This is a genomic window from Thermus sediminis, assembly GCF_003426945.1.
In the GTDB taxonomy this organism is placed as follows: Bacteria; Deinococcota; Deinococci; order Deinococcales; family Thermaceae; genus Thermus; species Thermus sediminis.
Genome location: NZ_QURO01000004.1, coordinates 1,852,839 through 1,866,464, shown reverse-complemented (window position 1 = coordinate 1,866,464; position 13,626 = coordinate 1,852,839). Strand labels below are relative to the sequence as shown.

At 68.6% G+C, this 13,626-nt stretch carries 14 protein-coding genes and 1 pseudogene; 7 read left to right on the top strand and 8 right to left on the bottom strand.

The features are described 5' to 3' along the window. The first annotated feature begins 160 nt into the window (after positions 1 to 160). The 3 genes from ATI37_RS10645 (at position 161) to ATI37_RS10635 (ending at position 2,815) form a co-directional block, all read left to right on the top strand. A complete protein-coding gene (locus tag ATI37_RS10645; RefSeq protein ID WP_117238324.1) occupies positions 161 to 646 on the top strand; it encodes a peroxiredoxin in 486 nt (161 codons plus the stop codon). 35 nt (positions 647 to 681) lie between these two features. Then, positions 682 to 1,536, top strand: coding sequence for a cell division protein FtsX (locus tag ATI37_RS10640; protein WP_117238323.1), 855 nt, complete (start codon positions 682 to 684; stop codon positions 1,534 to 1,536). Positions 1,537 to 1,597: 61 nt separating this feature from the next. Beyond that, entirely contained in the window at positions 1,598 to 2,815 is a 1,218-nt protein-coding gene (locus tag ATI37_RS10635) for a murein hydrolase activator EnvC family protein (protein WP_232822527.1), read from the top strand. Between the two features lie 47 nt (positions 2,816 to 2,862). Here the strand turns inward: ATI37_RS10635 and hpf are convergent, their stop codons facing one another. Both hpf and ftsE read right to left on the bottom strand, forming a co-directional pair. Beyond that, positions 2,863 to 3,423: a ribosome hibernation-promoting factor, HPF/YfiA family gene (gene hpf / locus ATI37_RS10630; protein WP_117238321.1), complete on the bottom strand. Its 561-nt coding sequence runs from the start codon at positions 3,421 to 3,423 to the stop codon at positions 2,863 to 2,865. Continuing rightward, positions 3,420 to 4,148 (bottom strand): cell division ATP-binding protein FtsE, encoded by a 729-nt coding sequence (gene ftsE / locus ATI37_RS10625; protein WP_117238320.1) that lies wholly within the window; start codon positions 4,146 to 4,148, stop codon positions 3,420 to 3,422. Before ftsE ends, hpf begins: the two co-directional genes overlap by 4 nt. A 73-nt stretch (positions 4,149 to 4,221) precedes the next feature. Here ftsE and ATI37_RS10620 point away from each other — a divergent pair, with 73 nt between their 5' ends. Then, entirely contained in the window at positions 4,222 to 5,544 is a 1,323-nt protein-coding gene (locus tag ATI37_RS10620) for a S41 family peptidase (RefSeq protein ID WP_117238319.1), read from the top strand. Positions 5,545 to 5,593: 49 nt separating this feature from the next. On the opposite strand, the gene metG is transcribed toward ATI37_RS10620, so the two are convergent. The 4 genes from metG to ATI37_RS10600 are packed head-to-tail and all read right to left on the bottom strand — an operon-like array spanning position 5,594 to position 9,109. Continuing rightward, positions 5,594 to 7,447 carry a methionine--tRNA ligase gene (metG, locus tag ATI37_RS10615; protein WP_117238318.1) on the bottom strand — a complete coding sequence of 618 codons (1,854 nt, stop codon included), beginning with the start codon at positions 7,445 to 7,447 and terminating at the stop codon, positions 5,594 to 5,596. 16 nt (positions 7,448 to 7,463) lie between these two features. Further along, entirely contained in the window at positions 7,464 to 8,147 is a 684-nt protein-coding gene (gene rpiA / locus ATI37_RS10610; RefSeq protein WP_117238317.1) for a ribose-5-phosphate isomerase RpiA, read from the bottom strand. Further along, entirely contained in the window at positions 8,148 to 8,624 is a 477-nt protein-coding gene (gene bcp / locus ATI37_RS10605; protein ID WP_117238316.1) for a thioredoxin-dependent thiol peroxidase, read from the bottom strand. Beyond that, complete coding sequence (locus ATI37_RS10600) at positions 8,624 to 9,109, bottom strand: adenosine diphosphatase (RefSeq protein ID WP_117238606.1); 486 nt, start codon at positions 9,107 to 9,109, stop codon at positions 8,624 to 8,626. Before ATI37_RS10600 ends, bcp begins: the two co-directional genes overlap by 1 nt. A gap of 22 nt (positions 9,110 to 9,131) precedes the next feature. Here ATI37_RS10600 and ATI37_RS12610 point away from each other — a divergent pair, with 22 nt between their 5' ends. The 3 genes and pseudogenes from ATI37_RS12610 (at position 9,132) to ATI37_RS10590 (ending at position 11,412) form a co-directional block, all read left to right on the top strand. After that, entirely contained in the window at positions 9,132 to 9,245 is a 114-nt protein-coding gene (locus ATI37_RS12610; RefSeq protein ID WP_332871160.1) for a chromate transporter, read from the top strand. Between the two features lie 12 nt (positions 9,246 to 9,257). Next, positions 9,258 to 10,271 (top strand): annotated as a pseudogene (chrA, locus tag ATI37_RS10595) (chromate efflux transporter); the annotation flags it as partial. 4 nt (positions 10,272 to 10,275) lie between these two features. After that, a complete protein-coding gene (locus ATI37_RS10590) occupies positions 10,276 to 11,412 on the top strand; it encodes a CofH family radical SAM protein (RefSeq protein ID WP_117238315.1) in 1,137 nt (378 codons plus the stop codon). Between the two features lie 170 nt (positions 11,413 to 11,582). Here the strand turns inward: ATI37_RS10590 and trpA are convergent, their stop codons facing one another. Beyond that, positions 11,583 to 12,362: a tryptophan synthase subunit alpha gene (trpA, locus tag ATI37_RS10585; protein WP_117238314.1), complete on the bottom strand. Its 780-nt coding sequence runs from the start codon at positions 12,360 to 12,362 to the stop codon at positions 11,583 to 11,585. Then, positions 12,359 to 13,573: a tryptophan synthase subunit beta gene (gene trpB, locus ATI37_RS10580; protein ID WP_117238605.1), complete on the bottom strand. Its 1,215-nt coding sequence runs from the start codon at positions 13,571 to 13,573 to the stop codon at positions 12,359 to 12,361. Before trpB ends, trpA begins: the two co-directional genes overlap by 4 nt. Positions 13,574 to 13,626 lie beyond the last annotated feature (53 nt).

Below are 13,626 nucleotides of genomic sequence, written 5' to 3'. Positions count from 1 at the left end.
CCCATTTTGGTTCCCGAGGTGGAAAAAGAGGGTAGCCCCAGGCACGTTGGGGCCGACGCCAAAGGGGGGGCCGGCGCCTCTCCTGAAGGGCAGGAAAGGGGTTAGGCAAAGTCCTTACTGCCCCACTTTTCCCCACGCCATCTTCCCCTAGGCTTAGGGCATGCGCGGCGTCACCGTTCTCCTCTTTCTGGGGTTCCTGAAGGCAGCGGCCCTCGCCCCCGGGGACAGGGCTCCCATCCTCGAGGCCCAGGACAGCTACGGCCGCCCCGTGGACTTCAGGGGAAGCTACGTGGTCCTCTGGTTCTACCCCAAGGCCAAGAGCCCCGGGTGCACCGCCCAGGCCAAGCGCTACTCCGAGCTCCATGAGGCCTTCGCCCGCCTGGGAGCCCGGATCTACGGGGTGAGCCACGACCCCGCCAAGGAGCAGTGCGAATTCGTGGAGAAGCTCTCCCTCAAGGGGGGGATGATCCCCGACCGCGATGGCCGCCTGGCCAGGGCCTACGGGGTCCGGAGCCTCTTCGGCTTTTACAGCCGGGACACCATCCTCATCAACCCGGAAGGGCGCATAGAGCGGATCTGGCGAGGTGTCAACCCCTTCCAGGACGCGGACACCGTCCTCGCCTATCTCCAGGAAAGGGTCCGCTAGGGGGCCTCTCATCCAAGGGCCTTAAGATGTAGGGCGTGTACGCCCTCCGCGAGGCCCTGAGGCAGATCCTCCGCCACCCCACGGCCAGCCTCGCCACCTTTTTCACCGCCTTGGTCTCCTTCGCCCTCCTCTACTTCCTGGGCCTGCTCCTCTGGAACCTGGAAAGGGTGGTGCAGGGGTTGGAAAGGGAGCTGGAGGTGGCGTCCTTCCTGCGACCGAACGCCGATGTGGAGGCCCTCCTCGCGGAGATCCAGGCCTGGCCCGAGGTGAGTGCGGTCCGCCTGCAGACCAAGGAGGAGGCCCTGGCCCAGCTGGTCCTGGACTACTCCTACCTGGCCGAGGCCAAGGATCTGGTGGAAAACCCCCTCCCCGACACCCTGCGCCTGCGGCTCAACACCCCCGAGGCGGTGCGGGACGTGGCCCAGCGCCTCAGGGCCCTTCCCGGGGTGGAGGGAGTAGAGTATGGGGGAGAGCTCACCGAGCGCCTGGTGCAGGTGCTCTCGGGGAGCCGCCTGGCCATGGCCCTCCTGGTGGGGCTACTCCTCCTCAACACCTTCTTCAGCGTGATGGGGGCGATCCGCCTCTCCTTGGAAAGCCGCAAGGAGGCCCTGGGCATCATGCTCCTGGTGGGGGCCACCCGGCGCTTCGTCCAGGCCCCCTTTGTCCTGGAAGGGGTCCTCCTCACCCTAACCGCCGGCGTGCTGGCGGTGCTGGCGGGGGGAGGGCTCTACCTGGGCCTGGCCCGGGCCCTCCAAGGCCTCCTCCCCTTCCTGCCCGTGCTGGGCCAGGAGGACCTCCTGCGGACCGCCCTCCTGGTCTTCTTGCTAGCCACCCTTTTGGGGGCGGGCGGGGCCTACATGGCCAGCCGGGCCCACCTAAAGGAGGTCTAGGATGAAACGCAGCCGCTGGCTTGTCCTTATCCTCGCCCTCTCCGGAGGCCTCTGCCCCCAGATGGGCCATCTGGCCGTGGGGCAGGACCTTCCCGCCCAGGAGAGGCGGGTGCGGGACCTCGAGGCCGAGATCGCCCGGGCACAGAGGCTGGAGAGGGAGGCCCAAGCCCGCATCCAGGCGCTCAACCGGGAGCTGGCCCGCCTCTCCCAAAGGGTAGAGAACCTCCTCCGGGAAAAGGAGCGCCTGGAAGGGGAGATCGCCCGTCTGGAGAGGGAACGGGCGGACCTCCGCCGGGAGATCGCCCGCCTGGAGGGGGCGGTGCGCGAGGTCGAGGCCCGCATCCAGAAGCTAGAGGGGGATCTGGCCGCGCTCAAGAAGCGCCTCGAGGGCCTCATGCGAAGCCTCCACCGGGAGCGGGCTGGGCGCTACCTTCCCCTCCTCCGGGCCGAGTCCTTCACCGACCTGGCCGTGCGGGCCAGGTGGGTGGGGTACATCTCCCAGCAGGACGCCGACCTGGTGCGCCGCTTCCAGGCCACCCTCAAGGCCCTGACAGAGGAGAGGGAGCGCCTTCGCCTCCTCCTTGCCGACCTCTCGGCCAAGGAGAGGAGCCTGGGGCAAACCCAGGCCAGGCTGGAAGGGGAGCGGGGGAATCTGCTTTCTACCCTGGCGGCCTTGCGCCGGGAAGAGGAGGGCAATAGAGCCCTCCTACGGGCCGCCCTAAGCGAGCGGGAACGCCTGCAAGGCGCCCTGGCCCAGATGCAGGCCCGGGTCCTGGCGGAAAGGCAACGCCTCCAGGAACTCAGGCGGCAGGAGGAGGAAAGGCGGCGCCAGGAGGAGCAGAGGCGGCGGCAGGCCGCCCTGAGGCCCCCCCAGGTGGTGATCCCTCCCCCTCCCCTCCCCGCCGCCGTGGGCCGCCTGGCCTTCCCCGTACCCGGGGGGAGGGTGGCCGTGCCCTACGGTCAAGAGGGGGCCTTCCAGGTGATCGCCGGGCCGGGACCAGGCAGCCCGGTGCAGGCGGCCGCCGAAGGGTATGTGGCCGGCATCCTCTTCCTGCCCAACCTGGGGTACACGGTGATGCTGGTGCACACGGAAAGGCTATCCACCGTCTACACCAACCTGCAGGAACCCCTGGTGGCCGAGGGGCAGCGGGTGAGCCGAGGCCAGCTTCTGGGCCACACTGGGGGCGGCCTCCTCATCCGCCCCGAGGAGCTGGAGTTCCGGGTAGCGGTGCGGGTGGGCGGGGAAACCCGCTTTGTGGACCCCTCAGCCTACTACTGAAAGCCTGGGGGAAGGCCCCTAAAGGCCTTCCCCCAAAACCTAGGGGTTCAGGCGGGCTCGATGAGGCCGTAGTTCCCGTCCCTCCGGCGGTAGACCACGTTGATCTCCTCGGTCTGGGCGTTGCGGAAAACAAAGAAGTCGTGCCCCAGGGCCTCCATCTGGAAAACCGCCTCCTCCGGGTCCATGGGCCTCATCTCAAAGCGCTTGACCCGGACGATCTGGGGGCCTTCCTCCTCCTCGGGCTTGCGCAGGGCCTCGAGGTCCCGCACCTCGGGGGGAGGAGGACCCTGGTAGGAGTGGCGCTTGCCCACAAAGCGGCGCTCCCGAAAGCGCTTAAGCTGGGTCTCCAGCCGATCCACCATGCGGTCAATGGCGGCGTAGAGGTCCTGGTCCTCCTCCTCCACCCGCACCAGCCCCCCGGGGAGGTCCAGCTGGACCTCGGCCTTGGCCTTGCGCCCCACGTGAGGGCTATTCGCCAGGGAGAGGACCACCTTGGCCATAAGCTCGCCGTTTTGGTAGCGGTCCAGCCGGGAAAGCTTCTTCTCCACGTAGCCCCGGATGGCGTCGGTGATCTCCAGGTTGCGGCCGATGAGCTTGTAGACGTTCATGTCTCCTCCTTTCCGCCCCGGCTAGGGCTTTCCCTTACCCTCATGCTACCACCTTCTCCGGGACGCTCGTCCCGCACCACCTGGCCTGCCCTCAGCACCACCACCCGGGCCGGGTAGGCCTCCAAGAGCTCTCGGCTGTGGGTGGCCACCACCACCGTGGCCCCTCTCTGGTGGGCCGCCTTGAGGATCTCCAAGACCTGGAGGGCGTTTTCGGGGTCCAGGTTGCCCGTGGGCTCGTCGGCCAGGATCACCGGGGGATCCATGAGGAAGGCCCGGGCCAGGGCCACCCGCTGGGCCTCCCCCACGGAAAGCTCCTCGGGGAAGGCCCGCTTCTTGTGGACCAGGCCCACCCGGCGCAAAGCGGTGGCGATGCGTTCCGGCCACTCCTTTGGGGGTACCCCCTGGACCTGGAGGACGAAGGCCAGGTTTTCCTCCACGGTCATGTCCGAAAGGAGGCGGTGGTCCTGGAAGACCATGCCGATGCGGCGGCGGTGGAGGGCAATCCCGTCCCCTCTTAGGGCCTTCAGGTTCTGCCCCGCGAAGTAGACCGCCCCCTGGGTGGGCACGAGCCGCCTAAGGATGATGGCGAGGAGGGTGGACTTCCCCGCCCCGGAGTGGCCCACCACGTAGACGAACTCCCCCTTTCTGACCTCGAGGCTCACCCCGTAAAGGGCCTTGGTCCCCGTGCGGGGGTACTCGAGGCTCACCCGGTGGAAGGCGATCATGGCCCCACTATATAGCCGGTCACGGTTTCCCCTCACCCAGGGGCGCTATAGTGATCTAAGAGTGAGGGAGAAGATGAAGCGGAACGCGTGGCTCATCGCGGGGTTGGGGATCCTGGCCGCCCTAGTCTACGCCCAGCTCCCCCGCCCCCAGGCGGAAAGCCTCCTGCAGAACGCCAACGGTCAGGCCCTTCTGGAGGTCTACCAAAGGATCCAGCAGGACTACCTGGAGCCCTTGCCTAGGGAAAGGTTGAACGCCCTTCTGGAAGGCGCCATTGGGGGTATGATCTCCTCCCTGAAGGACCCCTTCACCAGTTACTCCCCCCCCCAGCGGGCAAGCCTCCGTCAAGAGGACCTCCGGGGGGAGTTCTTCGGCATCGGGGCCACCCTCTCCCCCGCCAACCCCGACGGCACCGGGGCCAGGATCATCGGGGTGATGAGCGGGCTTCCCGCCCAGAGGGCCGGGATGCGGGCAGGGGATGTGATCCTCGAGGTGGACGGGGAGGACGTGACGGGCCTTCCCCTGCAGGAGGTGGTGGCCCGCATCCGGGGCCGGGAGGGGACCAAGGTCACCGTCAAGGTGCGCCGGGAAGGCGTGCCCGCTCCTTTGGTCTTTGAGCTGATCCGGGAGAGGGTGGAGATTATCGCCGTTTCCACCGGGAGGATCGGGGACGTGGGCTACATCGCCCTGGAGACCTTCGGCAACTTCAGGGTGGAGGACCAGCTCAAGAAGGCCATCGAGGAGCTGAAGGCCCAAGGGATCAGGAAGCTCATCTTTGACCTCCGGGACAACTCCGGAGGCCTCCTAGACCAAGGGTGCGCCGTGGCCAGCGCCTTCCTCCGGGAGGGGCCCATCGTCTACACCCGCACCCGGAACCTCACCCGGGTCTGGTGCGAGGCCTCGGGCAGGCCCCTCTGGGACGGCCCCATGGTGGTCCTGGTGAACGGGAACTCCGCTTCCGCTAGCGAGATCGTGGCCGGGGCCCTGCAGGACTACGGCCGGGCCCAGGTGATCGGGGAGAGGACCTTCGGCAAAGGGGTGGGCCAGACTCCCTACACCCTGGCCAACGGGGGGGAGCTCACCCTGGTCACCTTTGAGTGGCTCACGCCCAAGCGCCGGGCCATCAACAAGGAAGGCTTGAAGCCGGACATTGAGGTCAAGGACACCAGGCTGCCTACCCCCTTCTCCATCCAGGGGGTGGGGGCTCCGCCGGGGGCGGAGGTGACTGTGACCGTGAACGGCAGGACGGTGAGGATGGAGGCCGACGCCGAGGGCAAGTTCAGCTACGCCGAGCCCCAGCGCCAGCGCCCCCTGCCCGAGGAAAGGGGCCGGGCGGTCTTGGATCTGGAGGAGGACGCTATCCTCAGAAAGGCCCTGGAAGTGCTAAACGGGCGGTAGCGGAAAAGGCTTCGGAGGCTGGGCCTCTCCCGGCCCGCCTCTTTACTCTTTACTTGACGACCGCCCCGGCGGGGATGTCCCCGTCCACGGTCACCAGGACCAGGTCCTCCCCCTCCTGGGCCGCCAGGATCATGCCCTGGCTCTCCACGCCCCGGAGCTTGGTGGGCTTGAGGTTGGCCACCAGGACCACCTTCCTCCCCACAAGGTCCTCGGGGCGGTACCACTGGGCGATCCCGGAGACCACGGTGCGCTCCTCGTTCCCCAAGGAAAGCCTAAGGACCAAAAGGCGGTCGGCGTTCGGGTGCCTCTCGGCGGCCACCACCTGGGCTACGCGGAGCTCCACCTTGGCGAACTCCTCCAGGCTGATCGTTTTCCTTTGCGTCGCTTCCACCCTCTCCTCCTTCCCCTTGGGGAAGAGGACCGGGGCCTCTTCGGGGATGGGCCTGGGCCTGGAAAGCCCCCAGCGCTCGGCGTCCTCCAGGCGCACCTCCTCCTCGAGGCCTAGGGCCCGCCTAAGCTCCGCCATCTTGTCCGGCATGGCGGGGGTAAGGAGGATGGAGGCAATCCTCAAGCCCTCCACCACCCGGTAGAGGACCGCCTGGGCCTCCTTGGGGTCCTTCTTGTGGAGCTCCCAGGGCCGCCTCTCGTTGAGGTAGCGGTTGAGCCCCTTCACGTAGGCCATGGCCTCCTCGAGGGCCACGTGGAATTTAAGCTCCCGCACCAAGGGCCTCAGGCGCGCCGCAAGCCCCGTCCCCTCCTCCAGCTCCTCCCCTGAAGCGGGCTCGGGGATGCGCCCCTCGGCGAAGCGGAGGAGCATGGCCCGGGTGCGCTGGACCAGGTTCCCCAGGTCGTCGGCCAGGTCCGCCTCGTACCGGGTCCTCAGGGCCTCCTCGCTCACCGGGGTGTCCTGGCCGTAGGGGATCTCCCTAAGGAGGTAGTAGCGGAGGGCGTCCCGCCCGTACCGCTCCAGGAGGGCGAAGGGGTCCACCACGTTCCCCAGGGTCTTGGACATCTTGCGCCCGTCCGGCCCCAGGAGGAACCCCCCCACGTTCAGGTGGCGGTACATGGGGAGGCCCGCCGCCTTCAGCATGGTGGGCCAGAAGACGGCGTGGGGCTTGAGGATGTCCTTGCCGATGAGGTGCCAGGCGTGGGGCCAGAAGGCCTGGTACCTCTCCCCCTTGGGGTAGCCCAGGGCGGAAACGTAGTTGAGGAGGGCGTCAAACCACACGTAGGTCACGTGGCCCTCATCCCAGGGCAGGGGGATGCCCCAGGGGACCCGGGACTTGGGCCGGGAGATGGAGAGATCCCCGATGGGCTCGGCGAGCATGGCGAGGACCTCGTTCCTATACCCCTCGGGGCGGATGAGGTCGGGATGGGCCTGGAGGTAGTCCAGGAGCCAGTCCCGGTACCTCTCCATGCGGAAGAAGTAGTTCCCCTCCCGCCTCCTTTCCACGGGGCGGCCGTGGACGGGGCACAGGCCTTCGGAGAGCTCCTTCTCCGTGTAGAAGCGCTCGCAGGAGACGCAGTAAAGCCCCTCGTACTCCCCGTAGTAGATGTCCCCGGCCTCGTAGACCTTCTTCAGGACCAGCCGCACCACTTCCTTGTGCCTCTCCTCCGTGGTGCGGATGAAGTCGTCGTAGGCGATGCCCAGGAGCTCCCAGGCCTTGCGGAAACGCTCCGAAACCCGCTCCACGAAGGCCTTGGGGTCCTCCCCTGCCCTTTCCGCCGCCCGGTAGACCGTCTCCCCGTGCTCGTCCGTGCCCGTGAGGAAGTGGGTCTGGTAGCCGTCTAGGCGGTGCCAGCGGGCCAGGAAATCGGCCACCACCGTGGTGTAGGCGTGGCCCAAGTGGGGCTCGGCGTTCACGTAGTAGATGGGAGTGGTCACGTAGAAGACCTTCTCCATGCGCCCTCCTCCCGCTTCACGGCGAGAGCTCCTCCACCCCCATAGGCCCGCCGATCAGGGCCCGGGTGGCCAGGCCCACGAAAAGCCCGGTCTCCACCACGCCGGGGATCTCCAGGAGGGCCCTGTGCAGGCCCAAGGGGTCGCCGATGGGGCCGAAGCGGCAGTCGGCGATGAGGTGGCCGCCCTCGGTGAAGTAGAACTCGTCCCCGTCCATGCGAAGCGCTGGCTCCCCCCCCAGGCGGGCGATGGCCCTCAGGGTAGCCTGGTGGCCAAAGGGGATGATCTCCACCGGCACCACCCCCCGGCCCAGGACCGGGACCTTCTTGGTGTGATCGGCGATGACGATGAACTCCTTGGCCACGCTCTCCACGATCTTCTCCCGCAAAAGGGCTCCCCCCAGGCCCTTGATGAGGGCGAGGTCGGGGGCGATCTCGTCCGCCCCGTCAAGGGCCAGGTCCACCCCCTCCGGGGGGAGGTCTATGAGGGGGATCCCCTCCCTCAGGGCCAGGTCCCGGGTGGCCTCGGAGGTGGGGACGCCCCTAACCCCCCTAAGCTCCCCCTCCCGGAGGCGGCGGGCGAGCTCGAGGATGGCGTAACGGGCAGTGGAGCCGGTGCCCAGGCCCACCACCATGCCGTCTTGCACGTAGGCGACGGCGGCGTGGGCGGCCTCCTTCTTGTAGACCTCGAGGGGCCTCTCCACTCACGTCCCCTTCTGGAGGACCTTGAGGGCCTCAGCCACCTCCTCCGCGTGGCCCTCTGGGGAGACCTTGCGCCACACCTTGGCTACCTGCCCCTCGGGGTCTATAAGGAAGGTTTGGCGCAGCACCCCCTCGTACTCCTTACCGTAGAGGTTCTTCTTCCCCCAAGCCCCGTAGGCCAGGATGGCCTGGCGCTCGGGGTCGGCGAGGAGGGGGAAGTTCAGGCCGTACTTCTCGGCGAAGCGGCGGTGGCTCTCCACGTCGTCGGCGGAAACCCCCAGCACCACGGCCCCAAGGACCTGAAGGTCCCCCATGCGGTCCCGGAAGCCGCAGGCCTCCTTGGTGCACCCAGGGGTGTCGTCCTTGGGGTAGAAGTAGAGGACCACCCACCGGCCCCGGTAGTCGGAAAGACGGTGGACCTTGCCTTCCTGGTCGGGCAGGGCGAACTCGGGGGCTAAAGTGCCTTCCATGCCCGGCATTATAGCTTGTAGCCGAAGCGGCGGAGGAGGTCCTTGCGCCAGGCCACCTCGGCCTCGTCCTCCACCCCCAGGGGCTTGAAGCCGTCCATCACCCCCAGGATGGCCCTTTGCTCCCCCTCCTCGGCCACCACCACCTTCAGGGGGTTGGCTGTGGCAGCAAAGATCCGGACCACCTCCGGGCAGGCCTTCACCGCATGGAGAACGTTGATGGGGTAAAACCCCTCGCCCAGGACGATGAGGAAGGCGTGCCCGCAGGCCAGGTTAAGGAGGTTCTTTACCGCGAGTTCGGTCAGGGCCTCGTCCGTGCCCGACCGGCGGATGAGGCGCTTGCCGCTGGCCTCGGAAAAGGCGAGGCCAAACCGGATGCCGGGGACGGCGGTCACCAGGGCCTCGTGCAGGTCCTCCACCGTCTTGATGAAGTGGGCCTGGCCCAGGATCACGTTCAGGTTCTCCGGCTTCTCTATGGGGACGACCCTAAGTTCCATGCCCCGATTTTATACTGGCCCCGTGCGGGCCTTGGAGGTCTTTCGGGTCTTCTTGGGGCTGGGCCTCACCTCCTTCGGCGGGCCCCTGGCCCACCTTGGCTACTTCCACCAGGCCCTGGTCCGGCGCCGGGGCTAGCTCTCGGAGGAGGCGTACGCCCAGCTCGTGGCCCTCTGCCAGGCCCTGCCCGGCCCCACCAGCTCCCAGGTGGGGATGGCCTTGGGCCTCCTCCGCGCCGGCCCCCTAGGCCTGGTGCTCGCCTGGCTGGGCTTCACCCTGCCCTCGGCCCTCCTCCTCTTCCTGGTGGGGGTGGGCCTGGAGGCCTTGGACCTACCTGCGGGGCTCCCCCAGGGGCTTCGGCTCCTGGCCCTGGCGGTGGTGGCCCAGGCGGTGGCCCAGATGGCGGCGAGCCTAGCCCCCGACCGGCCCCGCCTTGCCCTGGCCCTCCTAAGCGCCCTCCTCCTCGTCCTCTGGCCTGCGGGGCAGCTTGCCGCCCTCCTCCTGGCCGGCCTCTTGGGCCTCCTCCTGAGGGCATCCCCCCCACCCCAGTCACCCTCCCAGGCCCTCTCCCCCAGGGCCGGGGCCCTGGCCCTCCTCGCCTTCTTGGGCCTCCTCCTCCTCTTGCACCACCTCGCCCCCTCAGGGCCCGTCTGGGGCTTCCTCCACGGCCTGTACGTCGCAGGGGCCCTGGTCTTCGGCGGGGGGCACGTGGTCCTGCCCCTTCTGGAAGGCCGCCTGGTCCCGGGCTTCCTGGACGCCGGTTCCTTCCTGGTGGGCTATGGGGCGGCCCAGGCGGTTCCGGGCCCCCTCTTTAGCTTCGCCGCCTTCCTGGGGGCCAGGGCGGAGCTACCCCTCCCCACCCTCCTCGCCGCCCCCCTGGCCCTCCTCGCCCTTTCCCTGCCGGGGACCCTCCTCCTCCTGGCCGCCCTCCCCTTTTGGACCCGCCTGGGGCGAAGCCTCCTTCTGGGGCGGGCCCTCATGGGGGTCAACGCCGGGGTGGTGGGCCTCCTCCTCGCCGCCCTCTACGATCCCCTCTTCCTGGAGGCCGTTCGGGGCCGGATGGACTTTGCCCTCGCCCTCCTCCTCTACGGCCTTCTGCGGCTGGGGTTCCCCTCCTGGTCCTTGGGCCTTCTGGGGGCCACACTAGGGGCCTTGTTCCTCTGATACCATGCAAGGCATGGACGTCCTGGAGAAGGCCGTGGCCGGGGAGAGGCTTTCGGCTGGGGAGGTCCTAAGGCTCTTTGACCTCCCCCTCCCCGAGCTCGCCGCCGCCGCCCACGAGGTGCGCCTCAGGAAGGCCGACCCCCAGGTGGTCACCTTCCTCATAGACCGCAACATCAACTACACCAATATTTGCACCGTGGCCTGCGCCTTCTGCGCCTTCTACCGCACCAAGAGGCAGAAGGATGCCTACACCCTAAGCTTTGAGGAGATTGCGGAGAAGGTGGTGGAGCTCTACGGGGTGGGGGGAAGGCGGATCCTCCTCCAGGGCGGGGTGAACCCCGAGCTTCCCCTGGAGTGGTACCTGGACCTCCTCCGGTACCTAAAGGGGCGCTTCCCCGACCTGCGCATAGACGCCTTCAGCCCCGAGGAGATCCTGGGCTTGGAGAGGCTCACCGGGCTCAGGGCCGAGGCCCTGCTGGAGCGGCTCAAGGAGGCGGGCCTGGACGGGATGCCGGGGGCGGGGGCGGAGATCCTGGTGGACGAGGTGCGGCTCAAGGCAGCCCCTGCCCGCATCAAGACCCAGGACTGGTACCGGATCGTGGACGCCGCCCAGGCCCTGGGCCTCTACACCCTGGCCAGCATGGTCATCGGCTTCGGGGAGGGGAAGGAGGAGCGCACCGCCCACCTCCTGGGCCTGAGGGCCCAGCAGGACCGGGCCCTGGAGCGCTACGGCAACGGCTTTTCCGCCTTCGCCCTTTGGACGCTTCAGGTGGAGCACACCCGCCTCAAGGGGAAGGCCCCGGGGGCCACGGCCCACGAGTACCTGAAGACCCTGAGCGTGGCCCGCCTCGCCCTGGACAACTTCGCCCACTTCCAGGCCTCCTGGCCCACCCTGGGCTTCAAGGTGGCCCAGGCCGCCCTTTACTACGGGGCAGACGACTTCGGAAGCACCATGCTGGAGGAGAACGTGGTCTCGGCGGCGGGGGGCCACGGGCGCACCCACGCCACGGTGCGGGAGATCGTGCGCCACATCGTGGATGCGGGGTTCCGGCCCGCGGAAAGGGACCCGCTTTACCGCATCCTCCGCTACCCGGACCCCAAGGCCATCCTGGAGGCGCCCCTGGAGCTCCCCATGGCCTGAGGACCCCCCACCTGGGCCATACCCCTGGCGTCCGCGCCTTGAGCTTCGCCCCATACCGACGCCGGCCCAGGTGGTGGATGGGCCCTTCTTGGACCTCCAAGGCTTGCGCCGTGGCGGGAGGCTTGGATTGAGCCTAGAGGGTGGCCCCGCGCCCCGCCAGGAGGGGATACTCAGGAGGGGACGGGCCGCCTGAGCCCTTCCCGGATCTCCTCCAAGAGGGGCCTAAGGGGGCGGCCCGCCTCGAGGGCCTGGATGAGGGCGCTTCCCACCACCACCCCGTCCGCTAGCGCCGCCTGCTCGGCGGTGGCCCGCCCCGAGACCCCGAAGCCCAGGGCCACGGGGAAGGGGGTGGCTGCCCGGATCCGGGCCACCAGGTCCCGCACCTCCTCGGGAAGCCTTTCCCGCATCCCCGTGACCCCGGTCACGGAGACGGCGTAGACGAAGCCCGTGGCGTACCGGGTCACGGTCCGGATGCGCCCCTCTGTGGAGGTGGGGGCCAGGAGGAAGACGGTCTCCAGGCCGATCTCCTGGGCCAGGCGCACCAGATGGGGGTCCTCGTCCGGGGGGAGGTCGGGAAGGATGAGGCCCGTGGCCCCGGCCCCCTTGAAGAGGCTAAGGAAACGCTCCGGCCCCCAGGCCAGGACGGGGTTCAGGTAGGTCATGAGGAAGAGGGGCTTGTCCGTCAGGGAGCGCACCTCCTTGATGAGCTCCAATACCCCCTGAACGCTCATCCCCTTCTTCAGGGCCACCTCGCTCGCCCGCTGGATCACGGGGCCGTCCCCTAGGGGGTCGGAGTAGGGCAGGCCGATCTCCAGGAGGTCGGCAAAGGGCAGGACCTCCTCCACCGCCTCCAAGAAGCCCTCCCGGCTGGGGAAGCCCGCGGTGAGGTAGGGGATGAGGGCGGCCCGGCCCTGGGCCTGGGCCCTGGCGAAGGCCTCCCCCGTGGTCATACCTCCCCCCCTAGGAGGCGCATGGCCTCGGTCACGTCCTTGTCCCCACGGCCCGAGAGGTTGAGGACCACGATCTCTTCCTTCCCCATCTCCGGCACCACCTTGGCGGCGTAGGCGATGGCGTGGGCCGACTCCAAGGCGGGGAGGATGCCCTCCAGGCGGGAGAGGAGCTTGAAGCCCTCTAAAGCCTCCTCGTCGGTGACGCCCGCGTACTCCGCCAGGCCAGAATCGGCGTAGTAGCTATGCTCCGGCCCCACCCCGGGGTAGTCCAGCCCCGCGGAAACGGAATGGGCCGGGGTGATCTGGCCATCGTGGTCGTAGAGGAGGTACATGTAGCTCCCGTGCAGCACCCCCCGCTTCCCCGCCCCGATGCTGGCGGCGTGCCGCCCGCTACTGAGCCCCTCCCCCGCCGCCTCCACCCCGATGAGCCGGGGACGCTCCCCTTCCAAATAGGCGAAGGGGGCGAAGAGGCCGATGGCGTTGGAACCTCCGCCCACGGCGGCGATGAGGGCGTCGGGGTAGCGGCCGAAGCGCTCCAGGCTCTGCCGCTTCACCTCCTCCCCGATCACGCTCTGGAAGTCCCGTACCATCATGGGGTAGGGGTGGGGGCCCACCACCGAGCCCAGGATGTAGAAGGTGGTGCGCACGTTCGTGATCCAGTCCCGGATGGCCTCGTTGGTGGCGTCTTTTAGGGTGCGGCTCCCCGCGGCCACCGGGCGCACCTCGGCCCCCAGGAGCTTCATGCGGAAGACGTTCAGGGCCTGGCGCCTGACGTCCTCCTCCCCCATGTAGACCACGCACTCCAGGCCGAAGAGGGCGGCCACCGTGGCCACGCTGACCCCGTGCTGCCCCGCCCCCGTCTCGGCGATGACCCGCCTCTTGCCCATGCGCCGGGCCAGGAGGGCCTGGCCCAGGGTGTTGTTGATCTTGTGGGCCCCGGTGTGGAGGAGGTCCTCCCGCTTCAGGTAGACCTGGGCCCCGCCCCAGTACTCGGAAAGCCTCTTGGCGTGGAAGAGGGGGGTGGGGCGCCCGGCGAACTCCTTCAGGTAGTAGTCCAGCTCGGCCAAAAAGGCGGGGTCCCGCTTGGCCTCCCGGTAGGCGGCCTCCACCTCCTCGAGGGCCGGGATCAGGGTCTCCGGCACGTACCGCCCCCCGTAGGGACCGAAGCGGCCCCGGGCATCCGGCAGGGGAAAATCCGGCAGGGTAAGCATGCTCCTCTCCAAAAAGCCACCTGGCATCCCAAAGCCCGACCATTCTAAGCCCA

Bases quoted from the DNA above. Each gene is read 5' to 3' on its own strand.
- ATI37_RS10645 (WP_117238324.1), top strand. From the start codon at position 161: ATGCGCGGCGTCACCGTTCTCCTCTTTCTGGGGTTCCTGAAGGCAGCG.
- ATI37_RS10635 (WP_232822527.1), top strand. From the start codon at position 1,598: ATGGGCCATCTGGCCGTGGGGCAGGACCTTCCCGCCCAGGAGAGGCGG.
- hpf (WP_117238321.1), bottom strand. From the start codon at position 3,423: ATGAACGTCTACAAGCTCATCGGCCGCAACCTGGAGATCACCGACGCC.
- ftsE (WP_117238320.1), bottom strand. From the start codon at position 4,148: ATGATCGCCTTCCACCGGGTGAGCCTCGAGTACCCCCGCACGGGGACC.
- ATI37_RS10620 (WP_117238319.1), top strand. From the start codon at position 4,222: ATGAAGCGGAACGCGTGGCTCATCGCGGGGTTGGGGATCCTGGCCGCC.
- metG (WP_117238318.1), bottom strand. From the start codon at position 7,447: ATGGAGAAGGTCTTCTACGTGACCACTCCCATCTACTACGTGAACGCC.
- bcp (WP_117238316.1), bottom strand. From the start codon at position 8,624: ATGCCGGGCATGGAAGGCACTTTAGCCCCCGAGTTCGCCCTGCCCGAC.
- ATI37_RS10600 (WP_117238606.1), bottom strand. From the start codon at position 9,109: ATGGAACTTAGGGTCGTCCCCATAGAGAAGCCGGAGAACCTGAACGTG.
- ATI37_RS10590 (WP_117238315.1), top strand. From the start codon at position 10,276: ATGCAAGGCATGGACGTCCTGGAGAAGGCCGTGGCCGGGGAGAGGCTT.
- trpA (WP_117238314.1), bottom strand. From the start codon at position 12,362: ATGACCACGGGGGAGGCCTTCGCCAGGGCCCAGGCCCAGGGCCGGGCC.
- trpB (WP_117238605.1), bottom strand. From the start codon at position 13,573: ATGCTTACCCTGCCGGATTTTCCCCTGCCGGATGCCCGGGGCCGCTTC.